Raw genomic sequence first — 23,792 nt, forward strand, 5'->3', positions numbered from 1 at the left:
CCCGGTTCAACGTGCCCTTCGGGCCGCGTGGGTGCGATTGGGCCTGCCGGCACGCAGGCCTCGCGCCCAGCGTTGTCGTACGCGGTCGCAGCCACCTACTGCGAATCGCGCAGCCTCAGCCGCGACGCGTCCGCCCCCAGCCAGGATCCTCCGCCACCATCGCCGAGAGCCCGGCCTGCGCCAGCATCGCAGCGGTCGCGCCATCCGCGTCCTCGCGCACCGCGGCCTCGTCGACATGCGGCACCACCCGGTCGCGCATCAGGATATCGCCGGCCACAACCACGTCGCGCACATCGCCGCCACCGGCGAAGTACACCACGCGATGCACCGGCATGTTCGCCGGCAGCATGTGCGGCGCGTGCAGGTCCACGGTGATGATGTCGGCCTGCTTGCCGACTTCCAGGCTGCCGACGCGGTCCGCCATGCCGAGGCCCTTCGCGGCGTCGATGGTGATCATCTCCAGCGCCTTGCCCGGCGGCAGCAGGGATTCATCCCGCGCGGCGCGCTGGTGGTACCGCATGGCCTGGAACATGTGGCGGAACATGTCGGTGCTACGATCCGGCGCGGTGCCGTCGCTGCCCAGCATGACCGTGACACCCGCATCCATCATGGCAATCGCCGGGCAGAACCCGCGCACCGCGGCGATGGCGGACGGGTTGTGCACCACCGACGCTCCCGTGCGCACCAGCGTCGCGATGTCCTCCTCGGTGAGGTCGGTGCAATGCGACAGCCAGGCATCGGGGCCGAGCAGGCCGAACATGCGGTCGGCCATCTCGATCGACCCGCTGCGGTGGCCGTCCTGGTGGAACAGCGTACCGGCCTGCGTACCGATGTCGCGGATGACGCGGCCCTGCTCCTCGATCTCCGCCACCTTCGCCGGGTCGTGCGTCGCCTCGCGATAGACTGGCATCAGCGTCGCGCAGGTGATGCGACCCTTGCCGTGGTGGCGCTCCACCAGCGTCGCGATGGTTTCGGCCTGCTGTTCGAACGCCACGTCGCGCACCGTGCCGTCCACGCCGCGATAGGGGCGCGGGAAAGGCGGGCGCGTCGGGCCCAGCACCATGATGCGACGGATGCCGATGGCGTTCACACCCGCCACATGCGCATCGCCATGCGCCGGGTCGTCCACGCGGCCGATCGAATCGCCGCCGCCCAGCAACATGACCGACGTGGTGATGCCGAACTTCAGTTGTTCCAGCGCGGCCAGCGCTGCCTCCGCGCGCCAGAATTCCGGCGGCGAGGCGAGGGTGTAGATAATCCGGCAGGCTTCCGACCAGGCGGCGGAATCGCCACTGCCCATGGTCTTGACCAGGCCGTGCCCGGCATGGGCGTGGCCGTCGATCAGACCGGGCAGGATGGCCTTGCCGCGCGCATCGATGCGCTTCGGCGCGGCGTGCGCGGCCTCGACCTCGGCGCGCGGGCCGACCGCGACGATGGTGTCGCCCGTCACCGCTACCGCGCCATCTGCAATGACGCGGCGCGCCCCATCCATCGAGATGACGGTGCCGCCGGAAACCAGAAGATCAGCCATTCAATTCACCCGCACATGGCGCAGCCTCAGCCGATTGTCCGGCGACTGCGCGAGTTCGATATTCCGCCGCGCCGCCCAGACCACCGGCTGCTGGTGCAGCGGCACATGGGCGACCTCGCGCTTTTCAACCAGCAGTGCCTCGCGGATCAGCGCGCGGCGGCGCGTCTCGTCGCCTTCCTCGGCCACGCGATCCACCAGCGCGTCGAATTCCGCATTCGACCAGCGGCCCACGTTCAGCCCCGCGGTGCGGTCGGTGCGCGTGCGCAGCACCTCCGACAGCGTGGAATAGCTGTCCGCCAGCGGCAGCCCCGCATGGCCCAGCATGAACATCGACACGTCCAACGCATTGATGCGCCGCGACCAGACGTTGAGCGTCTCGAACTGCGGGATGATGCGGATGCCGACGCGCTGCAGCATGCCGGAGATCGCGATGCACAGCCGTTCGTCATAGACGTAGCGATCATTTGGGCAGGCCAGGCCGATCGAGAAGCCGTCCGGATACCCCGCCTCCGCCAGCAGGCGGCGCGACGCTTCCGGGTCGAACGGGAAGGTGCGCGTGTTGATGTCGTCTGGCGCGCCCGAAAGGAAGGGGCTCGCCATGGTGCCGGCGATCCAGGAATTGTTGCGCATGACCGACCGCCGCAGCGCCTCGACGTCGATCGCCTGGTAGATCGCGCGGCGCACGCGGATGTCCTTCAGCGGATTGCGCCCGCGGACGTCGGAATAGGCGAGCTCGTCGCGATGATGGTCGAAGCCGAGGTAGATCGTGCGCAGCTCCGGCCCCTGCACCACCTGCAGCCCGGCATTCGCCTCGACGCGCGGGATGTCCTGGATCGGCAGTTCCACCAGCGCGTCGATCTGCCCGCCGAGCAACGCCGCCGTGCGCGTGGCCGCGTTGCGGATTGGCTGGAAAGTCACCTGCGTCAGGTTGTGCTGCGGACGGTCCCACCAGGCCTCGAAGGGCACCAGCACGGTCGGGCCTTCGACCTCGCGTGATCGAATGCGGAAGGGGCCGGTGCCATTGGGCGTGCGCGTCGCCGCCCCTTCCTCGCGCTGAGAAAGGTTGGTGGCCGCCGTCGCGTTGTTCGCGGCCGCCCATCCGCTGTCCAGGATGTGCATCTGCGTCAGCGCGTTGAGCAGGATCGGGAAGGGGCGCTGCGTCTCGATCTCGACGGTCAGCGGGCCGGTCTGGCGCACCTCCTTGATGACGCCGCCCAGCACGCCGCGCGCCAGCGCACCGGGCGTGTTCAGGCGCTGCCAGGAAAACACGACATCCTCGGCGCCGAAGGTCTCGCCGCCGTGGAAGCGCACGCCTTCGCGCAGGTGGAAGCGCCACACCGTGGGCGAGACCACCTCCCACCGCATTGCCAGCGAGGGTTCCAGTTCGAGCCGCGGATTGTGACGCACCAGCGATTCGAACACGTTGTCGAGGAAAGCGTTGGTGAAGGTGTTGTTCGACGAATGCGGATCCAGCGTGAGGATGTCCGCCGCAAAGGACCAGGTGAAGCTGCGCGCGACAGCGGGCGTGGCGGCCGCCAGCATGAAGGCCGCTGCGGCGGCGGGGATCAGGCGCATGGTCGAGGCCTCCGGGTCGGTGCGGCGCTCAGGCTCATGCCGCGATGGCGCCGTCGTCAACGGGGGTGATCAGCCGGCGTCGAGCTGCAGACCCTCGCGACGGATCACTTCAGCCCATTTCGTGGTCTCGCTGCGTACGAAAGCGGCGAAGGCCTCGGCATTGCCGGGCATGCCCACGCCGCCCAGATCGGCGAAGCGGCGCTGAGTGTCGGGCAGGGCCAGCAGCGCCATCACCTCGGCGTTCAGGCTGGTGACGATCTCGGGCGGCAGGCCGGCGGGACCGAACAGGCCGAACCAGGTGTTCACGTCGTAGGTCGCGAGTTCGGGCATCGTCTCGCGCATGGCCGGCACGTCGGGCAGCAGCGGGTGGCGATCGGCGCTGGTCACCGCCAGCGCACGCACGCGCCCAGCCTGGATATGGCCGATGATGCCGGTCAGGTTGTCGATCAGGAAGGCGACGTTGCCGGACAGGATTTCGATCTGTGCCGGCGCGGATCCGCGATGCGGTACGTGGATCGCCTGCGCGTTCAGCAGTTGCAGCATCAGCACGGGCGAGAGATGCGTCGACTGCCCCACGCCGGTGGATGCATACGGGATCTCGCCCGGCCGCGCGCGCAGCAGGGCGGCCAGTTCCGCCACCGTGCGCGCCGGCACGTTCGGGTTCACCACCAGCACGTTCGGTCCGCGGATGGTGCCCGCGATCGGCGCGATCTGTTCGGCGCGATAGGGCAGGTTGCGGAACAGCGCATAGGCGATCGCCTGCGGCCCGATATTGCCGAGCATCAGCGTGGTGCCGTCCGGGCGCGCGCGCACCATCTCGAGCGTGCCGATGGTGCCGCCGCCGCCGGCGCGGTTCTCGACCACGACCGGCGTGCCCCAGCGAGTCAGCAGGAACTGCGCGAGCAGCCGCGCCATGATGTCGGTGGTGCCGCCCGCCGCGGCGGGCACGATGATGCGCACCTGGCCGGCTGGCCGCCAGGACTGCGCGCGCACGGCCAGCGGCAGTGCGGCAAGGGGGGCGGCCAGCGCCGCCCGGCGTGTGGCGCGCGCCATCACGTGGCATCCATCTGCAGGCCTTCGCGACGGATCACCTCGCCCCATTTCGTCGTTTCGGCGCGCACGAAGGCGGCGAAGTCGGCGGCACTGCCGGGGGCCGGCACGCCGCCCATCTGTGCGAAGCGTGCCTGGGTGTCCGGCGCGCCGAGCAGCGCCTGCACATCCGCATTGATGCTGCGCACGATCTCGGGCGCCACGCCCGCGGGCACGAACAGGCCGAACCAGGTCGAGACATCGTAGGGGGCCAGTTCGGGCATCGTCTCGCGCAGCGCCGGCAGGTCGGGTAGTTGCGGCGAACGGTCCGCGCTGGTCACGCCGAGCGGGCGCAGCCGGCCACCGCGGATGTGTTCGATCGCGGTGGTCAGGTTGTCGTAGGCGAACTGGACATTGCCCGCGACCAGGTCGATCAGCAGCGGCCCGGCGCCGCGGAAATGCACCGCCTCGGACCGCGTGCCGGTCAGCTGGTTGAACCACACGCCCGACAGATGCGGCGACTGGCCGAGCCCAGAGGTGCCATAGGATGCCCGCCCATCCTGCTGCTTCAGCCAGGTGACGAATTCCGGCACGGTGCGTGCCGGCACCGACGGATGCACCACCAGCACGTTCGGCCCGCGGATGACGTTGGCGACCGGCGCCAGGCTGTCGGGCCGGTATTGCAGGTTGCGGAACAGCGAATAGCCGATCGCCTGTGGGCCGATATTGCCCATCAGCATGTGGCGGCCATCGGCGGCCGCGCGCACGACTTCCATCGTGCCGATGGTGCCGCCGCCACCCGAGCGGTTCTCGACCACCACCGGCGTGCCCCAGCGCGCCTGCAGGAACTGGCCGAGCAGGCGCGCCATGATGTCCGTGGTGCCACCCGGCGCGGCGGGAACGACGATGCGTGCCTGCTGGCCAGGGCGCCATTCCTGCGCGGATGCTGCAGCGGGTATGGCAATCGGCAGCGCAAGCGCGGTGCGGCGCGTGAAGCGGGTCATGGGCGTCCTCCGGTGGTTTCTTGCGGCCATCATCGCGCGGCGCGCCGCCGCCGTCACGCCCCGCGGCGACCCGTCGCCAGCCGTGCCACCGCCACGAAGGACCGCGGGCCATCCGGCGCGCCCGCCTGGTAGGCCCGGCGTGCCAGTGCCGCGACCCGCGCGAGGCGGTCCGGCGGCAGCGTGGCCACGAAGGCGCCTGCAATGCCCTGGCCGGTCAGCCAAGGGTCCCACCAATCGGCGAAGTCTGAGAAATGCTGGCGGATCATGATGTCGCGCTCCGCCACGGCGTGCAGGCCCGCGGCCGTCAACAGCGCGGCGAGCCGCCCGGGCGAACCCACCGCATCACCCCAGTAGCGCGTGCGGAAGGCCTCGCCATCGGGTTCGGCGGCGGCGACGGAATCGGCGAAGGCGCGCAGGAAGCCGAAGCCGCCGGTGAAGTCCCACATCGCGGCTGCGACCAGCCCGCCGGGCTTCGTCACGCGCGCCATCTCGGCCACCGCCGCCGCGCGGTCGGGCACGAATTGCAGCACCAGCAGCGACAGGGCGGCGTCGTAGGTGCCATCGGGATCGGGCAGCCGCGCGATGTCGCCGGTGCGGAACGCCGCACCCGGCACGCGGGCGCGCGCGGTGACCAGGAAGGCCTCGCTGATGTCCACGCCGGTGATGCGCGCGGTGGTGTCGCGCGCGGCGATCGCGTCGGCCAGCGCGCCGGTGCCGCAGCCGGCGTCGAGCACCGTACCGCCGGGCGGCAGCGCGAGAGCATCCAGGAAGGGCTCCGCCAGCCGCCTGCTCCAGCGGCCCATGCTGCGTTCATAGGCCTGGCCGTCCGTCGCGACATAGCCGGACACGACGCGCTACTCCTCCATGCGGTAGCGGAAGTCGCAATGCGTCGCCCCGCCCATGATGGTCTGCGTGCGTTCGAGCTTCAGCTTCGGGTCGTAGCCCTCGCAGAAGGCGCCGTCGCGGTTGCAGGACAGCACGGCGCCGAGTTCGGCGATGCCCATGGCCTTGTACATCTCGGCATAGCGGCAGCGCGTGACGTTGAAGTCGTAATGCGTCGCGTCCTTGCGCAGCGTGTCGATCCGCAGCGCATCGCCTTTGGTCCAGAGCGGCTGCAGGGCGATGAAGTGTTCGAGCGAGGGCTGTCCGCCGGGTCCTTCCTTCGCCATCTCGGCCGCGGTGGATTTCGCCAGCTTGACCACGGCGCGTGACAGGATGGCCTTGGCGCGTTCCGCGCCGAGCTCGGCGGCCATTTCCTCATAGATGCCCTTGGCGAAGGCGGCCTCGATGCGGCGCTGCTCGAGAATGCCCAGGCGTTCATCGGACATGAAAAAGCCTCCCCACCGGTGGTCCCGGCGGGGAGGCTATATCGGTGCAGCGGCGGCGGCGAGCGGCTTACTGCGCGTAAAGCCCGCGGTTCGTCACCACGATGCGGCTGGCCCGGCAGATGTCGACCCGGCGCAGTTCCGCCGCCCCGCCACCGTTCCAGGTGATGCGGAAATCGTACAGGCCGGCATTGGCCGCGCGTGCGTTCCACACGCCGCCGACCGGGATCATGGCCTGGCCGAGCTGGTCCACGCCCCAGTCGTTGCGGCTGGCATGGCTGTACTGCAGCGAGAAGACAGGCCGGGACGAATTGTTCACCACCTGGAAGCGCGTGTCGCAGACTGGCGCCATCGGCTGCGGCGCAATCGCGACGGGCTGCGGCACATACACTGTCTGCGGCGCGCAGGCCGACACGGCGGCAGCGCCCATGACGGCGAACAGGGCAAGGATCTTGCGGCGAATCATCAAGTGCTCTCCCGGCGGTGACGCGGCGCGCCACCCGGCCCGCCTCATGTTTCCCGATGCGACGGTATGCAACCAGGGTTACGCGGGCAAGATGCCACGGGCTTGCGCGGCGGTGCGTGGCCATGGTGGTCTGAAGAGCTTCGCAGGCGGGGTCGGGTGCATGACGATCGGGCAGTGGTTCAGCTTCCGCGGGCGGATCGGCCGCAAGACGTTCTGGCTTGGCTACGTGGTGCCGATCTTCGTGGCGAGCATCGTGGCGAATGCGCTGGACCTGGCGTTGGGCCTGGCGCCGGAAGTCATGGCCGATGCGGTGCCGGCGGATGCGATGTCGGTGGCGCCGATCAGCGGCGTGGTATCGCTGCTGTCGCTCTGGCCAATGCTCGCGGGCACCATCAAGCGGCTGCACGACAGGAACCGAACGGGCTGGTGGATCGGTGCCTTCTACCTCGTGAGTGCGGCCGTCGGGGTGATCGCCTTTGCGATGCTCGCCGGCGTGCTGGTGGGCATGTACGAGATGCGCCGCGACGGGGTCGCGCCGGAACTCGCGCCGGCCGCGATCCTGGTGCTGCTGGCGGCGGGCTTGGTGGTCCTCGGCTTCGCCCTGTGGCTGTTCATCGAGACCGGCTTCCTGCGCGGAACGCTCGGGCCGAACCGCTTTGGCCCTGACCCGTTGGGTGGTGCGGGCGGCCCGCAATGGCAGCCGGGTACGCCGCCCCAGGGCTGGCAGCCGCCGCAATGGCAGCCTCCGCCGCAGCAGGGCTGGCAGGCACCGCCGCAGGGTTGGCCGCCGCAGCAGGGGCAAGGGGCGCCGCCGCCTGGCTATGGCGCCCCGCCCCCAGGATACGGGCAGCCTCCGCCCGGCTATGGCCAGCCTCCACCCGGCTATGGACAGCCCCCGCCTGGGTATGGGCAGCCCTCGCCCGGCTATGGGCAGCCACCGCCGCAGGGCCCCTGGACGGGGCCTGGGCGCGGCGGGAGCGTGCCGCCGGTGCGGCGCGACTGACGCGCGCGAGCAAATTCCGATCAGACGGGATCGTCTAATCGGAATCTGCTCGCGAACGCAGGAGTGTGAGGCGCTGCCGCGAGCCAGGGCGAGCGGAAACGACCCTAGGCGGGGTCGACCGGCGAGGGCGGCGTGCCGGCCGCCTCGATGACGGCGCCGGCCTGCAGCAACAGGTCCTCGCGGTAGCGCCCCGCCAGGAGCTGCACGCCGACCGGCACCGTGCCGACCAGGCCGGTGGTCACGGTCAGGCCGGGCAGGCCCATCAGCGGCAGGCCCACCTGCGTGAGTTGCGCGTCGATGATGCGGCGGAAGGCTTCGGGGCTCTCGACATCCTCGTTGTCGCGGAACGGCAATTCGCCGGAGACCGGGGTGATTGCGACCGGGAAGCGTTCGAAGAATTCCATCCACTGGCGCACGAAGGTGGCGCGCTTCTGCAGCCCATCCATGAAGGCGTTGAGGTCCGGCTGCGGGCAGAGCGCTTCCATCTGCGCGAAGACGAAGCTGGCGTCGGGGTCGGCTTCGTGATGCAGGGCGGCGTTCATGCCGCGGCGGGATTCCGCCAGCCACAGCATGGCCTGCAACGCGGCGGGCTCGCGCAGCGGCGGGGTCTCGGCTTCCTCGATTGTCCAGCCGGCGGATTCGAGGCGGCGGGCGGCATCGCGCAGGGCGTCGGTGACGGCGGGCTGCACCGCCATGCCATCGGGGTTGAGGCACAGCGCGGCGCGCTTGGGCGCGGGCGGGCCGTCCAGCGGCGCGCCGACCCACCAGGGGTCGCGGATGTCGCGTGCGGACATCGCGGCAAAGGCGAGCCCGACATCGGCGATGGTCCGCGCGATCGGCCCGCTGACCGCCATGAGCTGCCCGCCGATATGGCGCTCCGCGCCAGATGCATTCCAGGCCGGGATGCGCCCGAGCGTCGGCCGCAGCCCGTGCACGCCGCAGGCGTAGGCCGGGTAACGCACGGAGCCGCCGATATCGGTGCCATGCGCGATGGCGCCGATGCCGGCGGTGACAGCGGCCGCCGCGCCGCCGGACGAACCGCCCGGCGTGATCGACGGATCGCGCGGGTTGCGCGTGTGGCCGTGCAGCGTGTTGCGGGTGAACCAGCGCAGCGAGAAAGCCGGCGTATTGGTGCGCCCGAGCAGCACCGCGCCGGCCTTGCGCAAATTGGCCACGACCGGGCTGTCCTGTTGCGCGACCAGGTCCTTCTGCAAGCGCAGCCCGTTGGTGGTGGCGTAGCCCTGCTGGTCGGCATTCACCTTGATGGTGACGGGCACGCCGGCGAGCGGGCCGGGGTTCTCGTTGCGCGCGAAGGCGGCGTCGATGGCGGTGGCCTGGGCCAGCACGTCCTCCGGCCGATGGTCCACCACGGCGTTGATGCGCGGGTTCGTGGCGTCGAGGCGGGCGAGGGCGTCGCGCGCGACCTCGGTGGCGGAGACTTGGCGGGCGCGGATGCGGGCCGCGAGGTCGGTGGCGGACAGGCGCCAGAGGTCGGTCATGGATGCGTTCCGCGGCTGGTGGCGCGCGGATGGTCCCGCGCGCCACCGCCGTGGTCAAATCAGCCGGGCAGCCCCAGCACGTTCTTGCTCAGGATGTTCCGCTGGATCTCGTTCGACCCGCCATAGATCGTCGCCGGGCGCGCCTGGATGTATTGCCCGGTCGGGTTGAGGTTGCGGTTGCCCTCCATGGGTTCCAGCAGCCCGGCATTCTCGCCGGCGATCTCCAGCATGGTGTCGGTGATGCGTTGGAAGAGTTCCGTCTGGAACAGCTTCAGCATCGACACGTCGGGGCCGAGCGTTTCCCCGCGCCGCAGCTTGTCCACGAAGGAGCCATACAGCGACTTCAGGTCCTCGAGGTCCATCCGCAGCCGGCCGTAGCTCTCCTGGAAGGCCGGTTCCTCCCACATGCCCATGCGTTCCGCGAGCTGGCGCAGCCGCGCGAAGGCATAGGCCGAAAGCCGCGGCGAGCCGAGGTAGATGCGCTCGAAGGACAGCAGCGCCTTCGCCATGTCCCAGCCACGGTTCGGCGTACCGACCAGGTTGCGCGCGGGCACGCGGACATTGTCGAAGAACACCTCGCAGAATTCGTCATGGTACTCGAGGTTGATGATCGGCTTCACCGTGATGCCCGGCGTCGCCATGTCGACCAGCAGGAAGGAGATTCCCTCCTGCTTCTTCGCATTCTTGTCGGTGCGCACCAGCAGGAAGCACCAGTTGGCGTCCATCGCCAGCGTGGTCCAAATCTTCTGGCCGTTCACCACGTAGGTGTCGCCATCCAGCACGGCTTCGGTGCGCAGCGCGGCCAGGTCGGACCCGGCATTGGGTTCGGAATAGCCCTGGCACCAGATGTGCTCGCCGGACAGGATCTTCGGTAGGAATTCCTGCTGCTGCTCAGGCGTGCCGTGGTTGATCAGCAGCGGGCCGACCATGACGATGCCGTGGTCGTTGGTGCGCGCGCAGCCGTGGCGCTCGATCTCCTCGGTGAAGATGATCTGCTTGGCCGGCGACAGGCCCAGGCCGCCGAACTGGCGCGGCCAGCCGGGACACAGCCAGCCCTTCTCGGCCAGCTTGAAGTACCAGGGCTTGTTCTCTTCCCAATGCAGGCGCTTGGGCGGGTTGCGGAGCTCGGCCGGGTAGTTGGATTCGATCCAGCGGCGCACATGCGTGCGGAAGGTCTCGTCATCCAGCAGGTTCAGGTCCTGCGGTTCGTTCGGGGTGATGGCGACCATCGGTTCAGCCTCCGGCGAAGTTCGGCTTGCGCTTTTCCAGGAACGCCGCGCGGCCTTCCTGGAAATCGCGCGTGGTGAACAGCAGGCCCTGGAAGGTGGCCTCGTCGGCGAGCGCTTCGTCCAGGCCCTCGGACAGGATCTTCTTCGTCAGTTCGATCGGCCCCGCGGCCTCGGCGGCGAGGAAGCGCGCCTTCTCGAGCGCGACTTCCAGCGCTTTGCCCGGGGGTGCGACGAAATCCACCAGGCCGATGCGCTCGCCTTCCGCCGCGCCCGTGACCTCATGGTAGAACAGGATGCGTCGCGCGCGGCCCACGCCCACGCGGCGCGGCAGGAACCACGGCAACCCCATGTCCGACATCAGGCCGATCTTGTGAAAGCCTGCGACGAAGCGGGCATCCTCGGCGGCAACGACGGTGTCGCAGGCACAGGCCACGGCCATGCCGGCCCCCGCCGCCCAGCCTTCCACCGCCGCGACCAGCGGCTTCGCACCGCGCGCCATGAGCCGCACCAGGCGATGCGTGCGGCGCATCCGGTCGCGCCCATCCAGCGCGGTGCCGACATTCATGTTCGAGATGTCGCCGCCGGCGCAGAAGGTGCCGCCCGCGCCGGTGATGACGATGGCGCGCACGGCCTTGTCCTCGTGCGCGCGCTCGATCGCTTCCTCCAGCGCCTGGCGCACGCCGGGGCCGATCGCGTTCTTGCGCGACGGGTAGTCGATGGTGAGGATCAGGACGTTGCCGTCCAGCTCCTCGCGCACTTTGGCGGCGTCGCTCATTCCACATCCTCCGGCGCCAGCGCCATGAATCGCCGCCGGTGCAACGTGGCTGACCCGTACTGGTTCATGATGACCATGCCGCGGCGCAGATACAGCCCGACATCGTATTCATCCGTGTAGCCAATGCCGCCATGCAACTGGATGCATTGGCGCAGCACCAGCATCCCCGATTCCGCCGCGCGATGCTTCGCCTTGGACACCGCCGCCTGGCGCACCGCGCCGGTCGCGCCGGAATCCAGCACCGCGGCGGCGGATTCCACCGCGGCGCGCGTCAGCGCGATATGCACCTTCAGATCCGCCGCGCGGTGTTGCAGCGACTGGAAGGTGCCGATGATGCGGCCGAATTGCTGGCGCGTCCTCAGGTAGGCCAGCGTCATCTCGAAGGCGCGCTCCATCAGGCCGAGCATCAGGCCGGAGGTCGCGAGCGCGGCCTCGTCCAGCGCCTGCTCGATGACGGCGCCGACATCGTCGGCCACGCGTGTGGCGCGCGAGAGGTCGGCGCGCAACGTGCCGATGTTCCCGCCATCCATCGCCTTCTCGATCGTCACATCCGCGCCCGCGGCGGGCAGGGCGTGCAGCGCGATCCGGTTCGCCTCGCGCACCGGCAGCAGGAAGGTGTCCGCACCCGCCGCCATCGGGATGAAGACGCGCGGCGCATCCGGCGTGCCTGGCACGGTGAGCGTATCGGCGCGTTCCTGCCAGGCGGTCAGTACCACCTTCTCGCCCGTGAGGGCTCCGCCGAGCAGCGCGGCGTCGTCGCCCGCGGCAAGCAGCCGCCCGGAGAGCATCGCCGGCACGAGCGGCTCCGGCGCCAGCCCTGCGCCGAGTTCCTCCGCCAAGGCGACCGCCTCGCTCATGCCCAGGCCGGCGCCGCCGGCTTCCTCCGGCACCGCCAGGCCAAACCAGCCCAGGGCACCCATCTCTGCGAAGACTGCGCGGTCAAAGCCTGTGGGCGTGAAGCGCAGCGCGCGCACGCGCTTGCTGTCACCACCGCGCGGCGCGACGGCGCCGGCGCTGTCGCGGATCATGCGGATGGATTCGGTGCGGTCGTCGATCGCTGCGCTCATCGTTTCCTCTCAAATGCCCGGGGGTTCATGCCCCCGGTGCCCTGTCGTGCCGCCGCGTCACTGCGTGTGCAGCACCGCACCCGACGCAGCTTGCGCATCCTCAAGCGACACCCCCGGCGCCAGGTCCACGACGACGAAGCCCTTGTCGGGCGACACGTCGAAGACGCCGAGGTTGGTGTAGACGCGCTTCACCGCCGACGGCGTGGTCAGCGGGTAGCCGCAGCGCTCCACCAGCTTCGGGCGGCCATCCTTGGTGGTGTGCTCCATGATGACCCAGAGCCGCTTCGCCCCGGCGCCGAGGTCCATCGCACCACCGACGGCCGGCGCGGTGTCGTTCTCGCTGGTCGCCCAGTTCGCGATGTCGCCGTTCTGCGCGACCTCGAAGGCGCCGAGCACGCACAGGTCGATATGCCCGCCGCGGATCATCGCGAAGGAATCCGCGTGGTGGCAGTACGACCCGCCCGCACGCAGCGTGACCGCCTGCTTGCCGGCGTTCACCAGCCAGGGGTCCACCTTGTCCGGCGCCGGCGCGGGACCCATGCCGAGGATGCCGTTCTCGGAATGCAGAATCACCTCGCGATCCAAAGGCACATAGTCGCCGACCATGGTCGGGATGCCGATGCCGAGGTTGACGTACCAGCCCTCGGGGATGTCGTGCGCCAGGCGCGCGGCCATGGCCTTGCGGTCGAAGCCCTGCATGGAATCCTCCTTTCGTTCGACCATCCGATTCACGCCTCCGGGTGCTTGGGCCTCCCGGCCCTGCGCCCTGCGGCGATCGGATGGATGCCCATCCTGTGCCATCCGGTTCACGCCTGCGGGTGCTCGGCCCTCGCGACCCCGCGCCCGCTGGCGATCGAATGGATTACGCCCAAGCCGGCCCGCGATCCACCTGGATGACGCGGCTGACGAAGATGCCCGGCGTGTGCACGTTCTCCGGGACGATCTCACCCAATTCTCGGATATGCGAGACCTGCGCGATCGTGAGGTCCGCCGCCATCGCCATCACCGGGTTGAAGTTCCGCCCGCTCGCGCGATAGGTCAGGTTGCCCCAGCGGTCGCCCTCCCAGCCTTCCACCAGCGCCACGTCGCCGCGCAGCGCGTGCTCCATCACATAGGTGCGACCGCCGAACTCGCGGTGCTCCTTGCCGTTCGCCAGGATGGTGCCGACCGACGTCGCGGTGAAGAAGGCCGGTACGCCCGCACCCGCCGCGCGCATGCGTTCGGCCATGGTGCCCTGCGGCACGATCTCGAGCTCGATCTTCCCGGCGCGGTACAGTTCCTCGAACACCACCGACCCGGCGGAGCGCGGGAAGGAGCAGATGATCTTGCGCACGCGACCGAGCTCCATGAGCTTCGCCAGCCCCACGCGCCCGTTACCCGCGTTGTTCGCGACGCAGACCAGGTCCTTGGCACCCTGTTCGATCAGCGCCTCGATCAACTCGTCGGGCTGGCCCACGGCGCCGAAGCCGCCGATCAGCACGGTCGATCCGTCCTTGATGCCGGCCATGGCGTCGGCCATGGATTGTACGATCTTGTTGATCACGCCCGCGTCCCTCCGCTGGACAGCTTCGGGCTGTCCTCTCAGTCTTGGTCCCGCATGTGCTTCGCACGGCGCTTCGCCGATTTCCAGAGGACCCGCCCGCGGTGTCGATCCCGACCAAGCCGACCCCGCCTGCCCCTCGGGATCGGATCGACCTGGCGGCGAGCGGCGCGACCATGTTTCTGCTGGCCGGCGACAACCGTGCGCAGGCGCTGCGCCGCGCGCGCGGCGTGACCCAGCCGCGCATCCTGCGCCTGTGGATGGGGTTGATCGATCGCTTCTCGCCGGACCTGATCCTCGACATTGGCGCCAACCACGGGGAGATGAGCCTGCCCCTGCGCATCGCCGCCGGCTGCAGGATCGTGCTGGCGGAACCCAACCCGGCGCTCGCGCGGGTGCTGGCCCGTTCCGTCGCGAGCCATCCCGACGCCGACCGCTTCGCCATCCGGGAGGCAGCGGTGTCCGATCATCGCGGCCGGCTGCCTCTGCACCTCGACGAAAAGTGGTCTGGCACCTCGTCGCTCGATTTCCGCGCGTCCGACGCAGGCTACAAGGGCCCGGGGGCGCAGTCCCACGCCGAGATCGAGGTCGAGGTCACCACCCTCGACACCCTCATGGCCGAGGCGCGGCCCGAACCGCGCCTGGTTGCGATCAAGGTCGATGTCGAGGGCCACGAGGAACGCCTGGTGGCCGGTGCACAGGCGGTCCTGGCGCGGCCCTTCTTCATGGTCCTGGAATTCAACCGGGCGCATTTGCGCGCTGCAGGCACGCAGCCGATGCAGTTCCTCGGCCGGCTGCAGGCCGCCGGGCGGGTGCTCGCGATCAGCAAGGACGGCGTCGCGCCGATCGACCCCGGCGCTGCCCTGCCGGCCGGGACGACCGATCTCCTGCTGACCAACGTCGCTGCCGTGGCCGAGGGGTGCATGACCTGACGCACGCTACGCCGCTCGAGCCGATCCGGATCGGATGGAACCATCGGGCCGGGTGAAGACACTTGCCAACGCAAATGGCTGGCCGCGGAGTCGTGAGCCAAGGCAAGCAGAAGCGGCTCAGGCATGGCAGGCGGCACATCCGATGGCACCCCACGCCATGGCGTCGTGTGCGCAGAGGCTACCCGCGCAACCGCCGGCAGTCTCAGGGGCGCGCGAGCCGCCGCAGCCAGCCGGCCGCCGGCGCTTCCTCGCGCCATCCCGCGGCGACCAGGCCGCACAGCCCCGGCCCGGGCGGAACGTCGGGCGGGAGCACGACCAGCACGCTCGCCCCCGGTGCGGGCGGGACGCGCGCAACACCCCCGGTATCGCGCTGGCCCAGCAATACCAGATCGGCCGCCGGCCCGGGCGATGCCGCCGAGCGCAGGCGGTCGCCGAAGGCGCGCCGCAGCCGTCGCGCGGCGGCGTCCGGGAGGTCGGCCAGCACCACCGCCGCGGGGTTCGCGCGCAGGCACAACGCCGCGTGGATGCCTTGGCTGTCGGTCTCGTCGCGGATGCAGGCTGCCCGGCTTGCGGCGGCGCTCAGTGCCATGCGCGCGGCGGCCAGCGCAGGGCTCGGCAGCGAGAAGGCGGGGTCGGCCGGCGGGCTCGCACCCCAGGCAAGGGTGCCGTCCCCGGCCGCGGGTACCGTCAGGTCGCGCAGGATCGCAACATCCGCATGTGTCCAGGCCTCGTCGACGAATGCATCCGGCACGGGGAGGAAGGCGGGGTGCGCCGCGTCATCGCCGACGCGGCGGTTCCGTGCGCGGCGATGCGGCAGCAGGGTAAAGAGCGCGTTCGGCGCCGCCCAAGGCACCGGGATGTCGTGCGTGCGCAGTCCCGCCGACCAATAGGCCGCGTTGAAGGACAATTGGTCGCGCCGCGACCCGCGCAGGATCATGCGCTGCCAGGCGCTGTCCGCCGCACGCACCCGCGCATCGCGCAGGTCGCGATAAACGAACAGCGTCGCCGACAGGCCGCTCTGGTCCGGGAACCCCATGGCGTCGAGCAGCCCGACGGCACGACGTATCGCGGCCGGCGTGTCGAGACCGAGTGCCTCGACGGTCCTGGCCTCGGCACGCAGGGTGGTGCGCCGGCGATGCGGCGGTGCTGCCACCACCACGCCGGGCGGCGCGACAAGCCCATCCATCGCTTCGGCATCGAGGCGGATGTCGTGCAGGCTGCCATCGACCCAGACCGTCGCGACCTCCTCCCCGAACAGCAGGTCGGGACGGGTCTTGAGGTACTGGACGGTGCGCTTCGTGTCCTCGAAATGGTGCGGCACGACCACGTTGCGCCATCCGAGCCGTTCGATCGGCACGTCGGAGAACAGCACCCGTTCATCGACCCGGTCGGTCCCCGGATGCAAGACCGGCCCGGCGTCGTAGCCCCCGAGATTGACGGAATACAGCACCAGCGGTGGTCTCATGGCGCTGCCCGCCCCGCCCCGCCGCAGCGCGCAGTGACCAGGCTGCGCGCGCGCCGACGCTGCACCACGCGGTTCAGCCGCGCATCGCGGCGTTCAGTGCCGCGCCTGGTGGCACGGTCGCCAGGCGTGGCAGGTCGCCCGCCACCATGGCTGCCCCCAACTCCATCGCGTGCAGGTAGGCCGCGCGCGCGATCAGCCCGCCCGCACTCACGCGGCGCACACCGGCCGCCGCGAGGTCCGCCAGCGGCACCAGCCCGGCGCGTGGCCCGAGCAGGACATTCACCGGCTTCGGCGCGACCGCCGAGACCACGGCACGAATCGCCGCCATGTCGGGCAGGGCAGGGGCATAGAGGCAATCCGCGCCAGCTTCGGCGAAGGCCACCAGGCGGCGGATGGTGTCGTCCAGGTCCGGGCGGCCGAACAGGAAGTTCTCTGCCCGTGCGGTCAGGACGAAGGGGTGCGGCAGCGCGCGTGCCGCGACGGCCGCGGCGCGGATGCGCGCGACCGCATCGTCGAAGCCATGGATTGGCGATGCGGCGTCGCGCGTCGTGTCCTCGATGGTGCAGCCGGCGAGGCCCGCCTGCGCGGCGGCGCGCACGGTGGCGGCGCAATCCTCCGGCGCGGGGCCGAAGCCGTCCTCGAGGTCCGCCGAGACCGGCAGGTCGGTCGCCGCGATCAGCACCCGCGCATTGTCGAGCGATTCCGCCAGGCTGACCGCGTAGTCGCGCCGCCCCAAGGACCACGCGATGCCGGCGGAGGTCGTGGCGAGCGCCACCGCGCCGGAGGCCGCCAGCACGCGCGCGCTGCCGGCATCCCAGGCATTGGGCAGCGCGAAGCAGCCGCCTTCATGCAGCGCGGCGAAGCGCGCGGCGCGCTCGGCGGCTGTCATGCCGCGAACCGGAACAGGCCGTTGCTCACAACGACCTTGTCGCGTTCCACGACGCGCGCGCGGAAGGCCGCGCCGCCATCCTCGTGCCAGATCTCGGTGCGGATCGTCTCGCCCGGGAACACCGGCGAGGAGAAGCGCAGGTCCATCCGCCCGAAGCGTGCCGGGTCGTAGCCGCACAGCGCCTTCATCAGCCCGTGGCAGACCACGCCGAAGGTGCACAGCCCGTGCAGGATCGGCTGCTTGAAGCCGGCCTGGGCAGCGACGTCCGGGTCGATATGCAGCGGGTTGTGGTCGCCGTTCAGGCGATAGACGATCGCCTGCTCAGGCCGCGTCGCGAGATCGACCGTCAGGTCCGGCGCGCGATCTGGTTCCGGATGCGGGCGCTTGATCGGCCCCGTCGGCCCGCCGAAGCCGCCATCGCCGCGCGCGAAGGTGGTGCCTTCCAGTGTGGCGAGCTTCTCGCCAGTGCGAGCATCGGTCACCACGCGTTCGTTGTACAGCATCGCGCCCTTGCCCGGCCCGCGATCCACAATCGAGGTGATGCGTGACCGCCCGATGATCTCGCCCTCCGCCGGCAGCGGCTTGTGCAGGATGATCGACTGCTCGCCATGCAGAACCTGCGTCCAGTCCACCCCGGTGTCGGGGTTGCGGATCCAGAAGCCCGGATAGCCCAGCACCACCGCCATGGACGGCATCGCCTTCAGGCGCGGCTCGTAGAGGAAGTCGAGCTGCGCCTGGTCCATCGGGTCCTGCCCGAGGCCGATCGAGAAATTGTACAGCGCCGTGTCCTGCCAGCGGATGGTCTGTCGGATCTCCGGGATCGGGTAGTTCAGCAGGTGGTCGTGGTCGATCGTCATGACGCCACCTCGATCACCGCATCGGCTGCGAAGGCGCCCTGGCCTTCGGGCAGCACCAGCAGCGGGTTCACGTCCACCGACAGCAGGCGTTCGTCGGCACCCGCCGCGAAGCGCGACAGCGCCGCCAGCGCGCCGGCCAGCGCCTTCACATCCGCCTTCGGCCGGCCGCGCGCGCCATCCAGCAGCGGGAAGCCCTTCAGCGATCGCACCATCGCTTCCGCCGTTGCCTCGTCGAAGGGGCAGCGGCGGAAGGACACGTCCTTCAGGATCTCGATGAAGACGCCACCCAGGCCCACCATCGCCACCGGCCCGAAGACCGGGTCGCGCGCGATGCCCAGCGCCATCTCGACCGCGCCCTTGATCTGCTTCGCGATCAGCACGCCCTCGATGCGCGCGCCCGGCGCGCGTTCGGCGGCGCGCTGCAGCAGCGTGGCATGCGCCGCGCGCACCGCATCCGCATCCGCGAGGTCGAGCAGCACGCCGCCGATCTCGCTCTTGTGCAGGATGTCGGGCGACAGGATTTTTGCGACCACCGGGAAGCCGATGGATTGCGCGGCGGCGACCGCTTCGTCGGCCGAAGTGCAGGCCTTCTCCGGCACCGCGGGAATGCCCGCGCGCGCCAGGATGCGCTTGCCTTCCGCTTCGGACGGCGTGGTCTCGGGCAGCGTGACATCCGACACCACGATGTCGTCCGGCGCCGGCGCTGCGAAGGCCGCGCCGTAGCGGCCCATCGCCTCGATCACGCCGACCGCGCGCGTCGGATCCTCGAAGACCAGGAAGCCGTCGCTTTCGTATTCGCGGACCTTCTCGGGTGGGGCGATGCCGCACAGCACCCAGAGCCGGTCGGCGTATTTCTCCCGCGCGGCCTTCATGTAAGGGCGCAGCTTGGGCGAGAGCGTGGTTGACCCCGCCGTCTGCGTCAGGAAGATCATCATCGACCCGTAGCCGGCCTCGGCCGTGGTCTCGAGGAATTGCGGGAACAACTCGGTCTGGTTCACCGCCTGCGCGGTGCAGTCCACCGGGTTACGGGGCGCGCAGAAGGAAATCAGCGACCGCAGATGCGCCTGCGACGCCTCGGGCAGCGGCGGCATCGGCACGCCGGCCGCATCGGCGGCATCCGAGATCAGCACCCCGGCCCCGCCGCTCACGGTGATGACGCCGAGCGAATTGCCCACCGGATAGATCCGCTTCGTCGCCGCATAGGCGATATCGAGCATCTGCTCGGTCGTGGACGCGCGCACCACGCCGAATTCATCCAGCACCGCCTGGGTGATCGTGTCGTCGCCGGCGATCGACGCGGTATGCGACTTCGCCGCATGCCCGCCCAACTCGCTGCGCCCGACCTTCATCAGCACCACCGGCTTGCGGTTGCGCCGCGCGAGGTCGAGCGCGGCGGTGAAGCGCGCGCTCTCGCGGATGCCTTCCGCATAGGCGCAGATCACCTCGACCTCCGGCGCCTGCGCCATCCAGCCGATGGCCTCTCCGAGCGAGACATCGGCCTCGTTGCCCGTGGTGATGCACACGGGCGTGCCGATGCCCCGCATGCGCGAGACAGCGAAGACATGCGTGCCATACGCGCCCGACTGCGACGCGATGCCGATATTCCCGGGGATCGGCCAGCCCTGTTCGAATGACAGCGAGAAGATCGGGTAGAAATTGATCGCCGCGTTGAACAGGCCGAGGCAGTTTGGCCCCAGCAGCCGCATCCCGTGCTTGCGGGCGGCGGCCACCAGGCGGTCCTGCATGGCCGCACCGGCCTCGTCCACTTCCGCGAAGCCTGCGGTGAACACGATCGCCGCACGGCAACCGCGCGCGCCCAGGTCATCCACCGCCTGCACCGCGGATTCGCCCGGCACCGCCACGATCGCGACATCCGGCGCCTGCGGCAGCGCACTGACCGCGTTGAAGGCGGGCAGCCCCTGCACCGTCGCGCGGTTCGGGTTCACCGGCAGGATGGTGCCGGCGAAGCCCTGCTTCTGCATGTAGGCGATCGGCCGCCCGCCGATCCGTGTCGCGTCGTCCGACGCGCCGATGATGGCGACGGATCGCGGACGCACCATGGCATCCAGCGCGGCAAAGCCCGAGGCGGTCTGCAATGGGCGCGGTTGGCCGCCTTCAGCGGGCATGGGGCTTCCTCCGGTCGTGTTGCCGGCAGCGTGGCGCCCCATGCCCAGGGCGGCAAGGGGGGTCAGGCGTGCGCGGGCGGGTCCGACTCCGCCGCGTCGTCATCGTCATCGTCATCGTCGTGCTGCGCGTCTTCGTCGTCGTCCGGCGGCGCTTCGCCCATCACCGCGGCAAGGCAGCGTGAAAGGGTCGCCAGGATCCAGGCGCCATCGACGCCCGCCGCGTCCTTGCCTTCCGCGCGCATGACGATCTTCAGCAGCGCGAGCGCCACCGCCGGTTCGCTGTCGCCTTCGATCTCGATGTCCAGCCCGTCCATGTCCGGTCTCCGTCGGGAAGACCGACACATGCCGCACGCCTGTCCCGGCGTGCCATCATGCTTCGATGACGGCGCGAGGCTTCATCGCGCCGTCATGCCGCGCCGTCCCGTCAGGCGTCCGGCGCGACCACCGTGCAGGCGCCGCGCGCCCGCATGCGCGAGCAGGCCTGTTCGGCGGCGCTGCGCGTCAGGCCCGTGACGCGGGCGCGGTACAGGGTGGTGTTGCCCTGGCGGACCGGCATGACCGCGGTGCGCGCGCCCATGGTCTGCACGACGTCTCGCGCCTGGTTGGCGGAGACCCGCGCGAGGTTCTCGGAGGCGAAGGCGCCGACCTGCACCGACCAGCGATTGCCGCCCGCGGCCGCGGCGGCAGCGGGTGCCGCGGCAGGGGCGGGTGCGGGTGCGGGCGCACGGGGCAGGGTGCTCGCCTGCGCGGTGCCGACGATCCCGCCCAGGCTGCGGAAGGGCGAACCCGCCGGCGCGCGGCGCTCGGGTGCGGCCAGGGCGCCCGCGACCACGGCTGGCGTACGGCTCTGCGCGGCGTCGTCGGCGGCCTGCTGGGCGCGCTCCATCTCGGATTCGCGGGCGGCCTCGGCCAGCGCGGCGCGGGCGGAGGGCGTCAGCGTCGGGTTCTCGATGCCCTGCATGAAGGCCGGCGGCGCGGCCGGCGGCGCCACCAGCGCGGCGGTGGCCAGGCTCGCGACCTGCACGCGCGGGGCGGCGGGCGGCGGCGGCGGCGCGGCGGCCACCTGCACGGGCGGCGCGGCCTCGCGCTGCTGGCGCAGCGCCATCATGGTGCCACTGCTGGCCGGGCGCGGCCCGGGCGGGACGTACAGGCCCATCTCGGCGGCGGCATAGACCTCGGCCGGCGCGCGGCGATTCGGCGCGGCGGTCTGGATGCGCGGGCCGATGCGCTGGACGTAGTTGCGGGTTTCGTTCGGCAGGCCGCGGCCGCCCCAGAGGTAATCCTCGAGCCGGCGCGGGCCGGCATTGTAGGCCGCCAGGAAGGCGGGGTTGCCGTACAGCTCGTACATCTCGCGCAGATACGCCGTGCCGGCCTGGATGCTGTCATACGGGTGGTAGGGGTCGGAGCCGAGGTTGTAACGCGCCTGCAGTTCCCGGTAGGTGCCGGGCATCACCTGCATCAGGCCCATGGCGCCGGCGTGGGAGGTGGCGTTGGCCCGCCCGCCGCTCTCCTGGCGCATCACCTCGCGGATCCAGAGTTCCGGGATGTCGAAGCGGCGCGATGCGTCGCGGATCCAGGGCCCCCAGGGATCGCCGGGCGGTCCGGGCGGGGCCGGGCTGTCCGGCCGATTGTAGAACGGCCCATTGCCGGCGCTGCGCTGGCTGGTCTGGGCACAGCCCACGACCATCAGGCCAAGCGCACATACGGCCAAGGCCATCCTGGCACCGCGCAAGCGAGTTCCGGTCATTCCCCCTGGTCTCCAACCGGCCCGGCCCCCGGCCCGACATGGTATGGGCAGCCCGGATTCCCCTCCCGTGCCACCCTGTCGGTCCGCCACCCAGGCGTTCAACGCCCAACTCTGAAAGATTGCGTAGTCCCGCGTGAGCCGCCGGGTCAAGCATTGCGGGCAACCCACAGCATCTGGGGGTGCTTGCAACGCGTCCGGCGCCACGTGTAGCGATGATACACCATATTGTGGCCACGGCGCGGCGACCTGATCCGATGCACGCGCCCGGCGCGAATCCGAGGGAGTAGGACCTTCATGCCCCAAATCCGCCGCCTGGCGCCGCTCTGCGCCGTCCTGGCCCTGGGTGCCGGCCTCGCGGCCTGCGCGCCCGCCACCAACACCACGGTGGACCGCGGTGCGCTGGGTAGTTCCGGCTATGTCTCCTTCGGCACCATCGTGGGTATGCGACCGGTCGCGGTCAGCGGGACCCGCACCGGTATCGGCGCCGGCGCGGGGGCGGTCGGCGGCGGGCTGATCGGCAGCACCATCGGCGGCGACTGGCGCGCACGCACCGTGGGCGGCGTGGTCGGCGCGCTGGCCGGCGGCCTGGCCGGCGCGGCCATCGAGGAAGGGGCCACCCGCGGCAATGCCATGGAATTCATCATCCGCGACGACAACGGGCAGACGCGGTCGGTCATCCAGACCAACGAACTGGGCCTGACGGTCGGCGACCGCGTGGTCATCACGCAGTCGGACCGGGTGCGGCTGTCGCGGGCCGGCGGCGCGGCGCCGGTCGGCTATGGCGCGGCCTATGGCGGTGGCCCGGTCGACGCGCTCGGCGGCAAATAGCCCCCGGCCTTCCTGCGCGGGCGCGGGGCGTGTAGAAGCCCGCGCCTATGCTCCACGCCACCAGCCCTATCCATGAATTCGACGCTGCCGCCCCGCGGCGGCGCGAACGCGCGCTCGAGGACCTGCAGGGCGGCCTCGCGCGGTGGCGCCTGGCCTGGGCCCTGGCGCGCAGCGACATCACGCACCGCTACCGCGGGTCGGTGCTTGGTCCTTTCTGGCTGACGCTGTCCACCGCCGTGATGCTGGCTGCACTCGGCATCCTTTACGCCAAGCTGTTCCGCATGGACGTGGCGGCCTACCTCCCCTGGCTCGCGGTCAGCCTCATCGTGTGGAACACCATCTCGCAGATCGTCACCGACGCGACCACCAGCCTGACCGGCGCCGAGGGCGTGATCCGCCAGATGCCGCTGCCCTATTCGGTGCATGCGCTGCGCGTGGTGTTCCGCAACGCGGTGATCGCGGCGCACAACCTCCCGCTGATCGGCGTGGTCTTCGCATTCTTCGGCGTCACGCCGACCTGGTGGGCGCTGGCTGCGATCCCGGGCTTCGTGCTGATCGCGGTCGCCGCCTTCGCGGCCTCCATTTTCCTCGGCATGATCTGCGCGCGCTTCCGCGACATCCCGCCCATCGTGGGCTCGGTCATGCAGATTGCCTTCTTCATCTCGCCGGTGATCTGGAAGCCCGAGATGGTCGGTCATTGGCAGCCGTGGCTGCCGATCAACCCGGTCTTCGCCATCATGGAGACGGTGCGCGGGCCCATCATGGGGACCGGGGCGGGCTTCGTCGTCTGGGCGCTCGCGATCGCCTGGACCGCCGCGCTGATCGCCGGGGCCTGGATCTTCTTCGTCCGCTTCCGCGGGCGCATCGCCTTCTGGGTCTGACGCCATGGCCGCGATCGAGGCGGC

At 70.6% G+C, this 23,792-nt stretch carries 23 protein-coding genes; 4 read left to right on the plus strand and 19 right to left on the minus strand.

The window, feature by feature from the left end; all coding sequences use genetic code 11:
* Positions 1 to 115: 115 nt before the first annotated feature.
* The 7 genes from MWM08_RS03580 to MWM08_RS03610 all read right to left on the minus strand — a co-directional run bounded on the left by MWM08_RS03580 (position 116) and on the right by MWM08_RS03610 (position 6,930).
* On the minus strand, positions 116 to 1,531 hold the full coding sequence (locus MWM08_RS03580; RefSeq protein WP_244458103.1) for an amidohydrolase family protein: 1,416 nt from the start codon (positions 1,529 to 1,531) through the stop codon (positions 116 to 118).
* Positions 1,532 to 3,106 carry an ABC transporter substrate-binding protein gene (locus MWM08_RS03585; RefSeq protein ID WP_244458104.1) on the minus strand — a complete coding sequence of 525 codons (1,575 nt, stop codon included), beginning with the start codon at positions 3,104 to 3,106 and terminating at the stop codon, positions 1,532 to 1,534.
* 69 nt (positions 3,107 to 3,175) lie between these two features.
* Complete coding sequence (locus MWM08_RS03590) at positions 3,176 to 4,159, minus strand: Bug family tripartite tricarboxylate transporter substrate binding protein (RefSeq protein WP_244458105.1); 984 nt, start codon at positions 4,157 to 4,159, stop codon at positions 3,176 to 3,178.
* Positions 4,159 to 5,139: a Bug family tripartite tricarboxylate transporter substrate binding protein gene (locus MWM08_RS03595; RefSeq protein WP_244458106.1), complete on the minus strand. Its 981-nt coding sequence runs from the start codon at positions 5,137 to 5,139 to the stop codon at positions 4,159 to 4,161. Before MWM08_RS03595 ends, MWM08_RS03590 begins: the two co-directional genes overlap by 1 nt.
* Before the next feature lie 53 nt (positions 5,140 to 5,192).
* Complete coding sequence (locus tag MWM08_RS03600) at positions 5,193 to 5,987, minus strand: class I SAM-dependent methyltransferase (protein ID WP_244458107.1); 795 nt, start codon at positions 5,985 to 5,987, stop codon at positions 5,193 to 5,195.
* A 6-nt stretch (positions 5,988 to 5,993) separates the two neighbouring features.
* Entirely contained in the window at positions 5,994 to 6,467 is a 474-nt protein-coding gene (locus MWM08_RS03605; protein WP_244458108.1) for an L-2-amino-thiazoline-4-carboxylic acid hydrolase, read from the minus strand.
* Between the two features lie 67 nt (positions 6,468 to 6,534).
* Positions 6,535 to 6,930 (minus strand): hypothetical protein, encoded by a 396-nt coding sequence (locus tag MWM08_RS03610; protein ID WP_244458109.1) that lies wholly within the window; start codon positions 6,928 to 6,930, stop codon positions 6,535 to 6,537.
* A 160-nt stretch (positions 6,931 to 7,090) separates the two neighbouring features.
* Between MWM08_RS03610 and MWM08_RS03615 the strand changes: the two genes are divergently transcribed.
* Entirely contained in the window at positions 7,091 to 7,933 is an 843-nt protein-coding gene (locus tag MWM08_RS03615) for a DUF805 domain-containing protein (RefSeq protein ID WP_244458110.1), read from the plus strand.
* A 104-nt stretch (positions 7,934 to 8,037) separates the two neighbouring features.
* On the opposite strand, the gene MWM08_RS03620 is transcribed toward MWM08_RS03615, so the two are convergent.
* From MWM08_RS03620 to MWM08_RS03645, 6 genes are all read right to left on the minus strand, one after another.
* On the minus strand, positions 8,038 to 9,432 hold the full coding sequence (locus MWM08_RS03620) for an amidase family protein (protein ID WP_244458111.1): 1,395 nt from the start codon (positions 9,430 to 9,432) through the stop codon (positions 8,038 to 8,040).
* Between the two features lie 59 nt (positions 9,433 to 9,491).
* Positions 9,492 to 10,661: an acyl-CoA dehydrogenase family protein gene (locus MWM08_RS03625; protein ID WP_244458112.1), complete on the minus strand. Its 1,170-nt coding sequence runs from the start codon at positions 10,659 to 10,661 to the stop codon at positions 9,492 to 9,494.
* Between the two features lie 4 nt (positions 10,662 to 10,665).
* A complete protein-coding gene (locus MWM08_RS03630; RefSeq protein WP_244458113.1) occupies positions 10,666 to 11,436 on the minus strand; it encodes an enoyl-CoA hydratase/isomerase family protein in 771 nt (256 codons plus the stop codon).
* A complete protein-coding gene (locus tag MWM08_RS03635; protein ID WP_244458114.1) occupies positions 11,433 to 12,503 on the minus strand; it encodes an acyl-CoA dehydrogenase family protein in 1,071 nt (356 codons plus the stop codon). Before MWM08_RS03635 ends, MWM08_RS03630 begins: the two co-directional genes overlap by 4 nt.
* A 57-nt stretch (positions 12,504 to 12,560) precedes the next feature.
* Positions 12,561 to 13,226 (minus strand): 3-oxoacid CoA-transferase subunit B, encoded by a 666-nt coding sequence (locus tag MWM08_RS03640; protein ID WP_244458115.1) that lies wholly within the window; start codon positions 13,224 to 13,226, stop codon positions 12,561 to 12,563.
* A gap of 139 nt (positions 13,227 to 13,365) precedes the next feature.
* Positions 13,366 to 14,046 (minus strand): 3-oxoacid CoA-transferase subunit A, encoded by a 681-nt coding sequence (locus tag MWM08_RS03645; protein WP_244458116.1) that lies wholly within the window; start codon positions 14,044 to 14,046, stop codon positions 13,366 to 13,368.
* 101 nt (positions 14,047 to 14,147) lie between these two features.
* Here MWM08_RS03645 and MWM08_RS03650 point away from each other — a divergent pair, with 101 nt between their 5' ends.
* A complete protein-coding gene (locus MWM08_RS03650; RefSeq protein ID WP_244458117.1) occupies positions 14,148 to 14,975 on the plus strand; it encodes an FkbM family methyltransferase in 828 nt (275 codons plus the stop codon).
* 202 nt (positions 14,976 to 15,177) lie between these two features.
* On the opposite strand, the gene MWM08_RS03655 is transcribed toward MWM08_RS03650, so the two are convergent.
* The 6 genes from MWM08_RS03655 to MWM08_RS03680 form a co-directional block, all read right to left on the minus strand.
* Entirely contained in the window at positions 15,178 to 16,440 is a 1,263-nt protein-coding gene (locus tag MWM08_RS03655) for a hypothetical protein (RefSeq protein ID WP_244458118.1), read from the minus strand.
* Between the two features lie 73 nt (positions 16,441 to 16,513).
* The gene (locus MWM08_RS03660) at positions 16,514 to 17,329 is read right to left on the minus strand and encodes an isocitrate lyase/PEP mutase family protein (RefSeq protein ID WP_244458119.1); all 816 of its coding nucleotides are present in this window, start codon (positions 17,327 to 17,329) and stop codon (positions 16,514 to 16,516) included.
* Positions 17,326 to 18,186, minus strand: a complete 861-nt coding sequence (locus tag MWM08_RS03665) for a MaoC family dehydratase (protein WP_244458120.1) — start codon at positions 18,184 to 18,186, stop codon at positions 17,326 to 17,328. Before MWM08_RS03665 ends, MWM08_RS03660 begins: the two co-directional genes overlap by 4 nt.
* Entirely contained in the window at positions 18,183 to 20,312 is a 2,130-nt protein-coding gene (locus tag MWM08_RS03670; protein ID WP_244458121.1) for an acetate--CoA ligase family protein, read from the minus strand. Before MWM08_RS03670 ends, MWM08_RS03665 begins: the two co-directional genes overlap by 4 nt.
* Before the next feature lie 62 nt (positions 20,313 to 20,374).
* Positions 20,375 to 20,626 carry a hypothetical protein gene (locus MWM08_RS03675; protein ID WP_244458122.1) on the minus strand — a complete coding sequence of 84 codons (252 nt, stop codon included), beginning with the start codon at positions 20,624 to 20,626 and terminating at the stop codon, positions 20,375 to 20,377.
* Positions 20,627 to 20,736: 110 nt separating this feature from the next.
* Entirely contained in the window at positions 20,737 to 22,059 is a 1,323-nt protein-coding gene (locus MWM08_RS03680) for a lytic transglycosylase domain-containing protein (protein ID WP_244458123.1), read from the minus strand.
* Positions 22,060 to 22,353: 294 nt separating this feature from the next.
* On the opposite strand from MWM08_RS03680, the gene MWM08_RS03685 reads away from it, so the two are divergent.
* Together MWM08_RS03685 and MWM08_RS03690 are read left to right on the plus strand one after the other, a co-directional pair.
* On the plus strand, positions 22,354 to 22,887 hold the full coding sequence (locus tag MWM08_RS03685; protein ID WP_244458124.1) for a glycine zipper 2TM domain-containing protein: 534 nt from the start codon (positions 22,354 to 22,356) through the stop codon (positions 22,885 to 22,887).
* Positions 22,888 to 22,934: 47 nt separating this feature from the next.
* Positions 22,935 to 23,768 carry an ABC transporter permease gene (locus MWM08_RS03690; protein WP_244458125.1) on the plus strand — a complete coding sequence of 278 codons (834 nt, stop codon included), beginning with the start codon at positions 22,935 to 22,937 and terminating at the stop codon, positions 23,766 to 23,768.
* The last annotated feature ends 24 nt before the right edge of the window (positions 23,769 to 23,792 follow it).

Source organism: Roseomonas fluvialis, assembly GCF_022846615.1.
GTDB lineage: Bacteria > Pseudomonadota > Alphaproteobacteria > Acetobacterales > Acetobacteraceae > Neoroseomonas > Neoroseomonas fluvialis.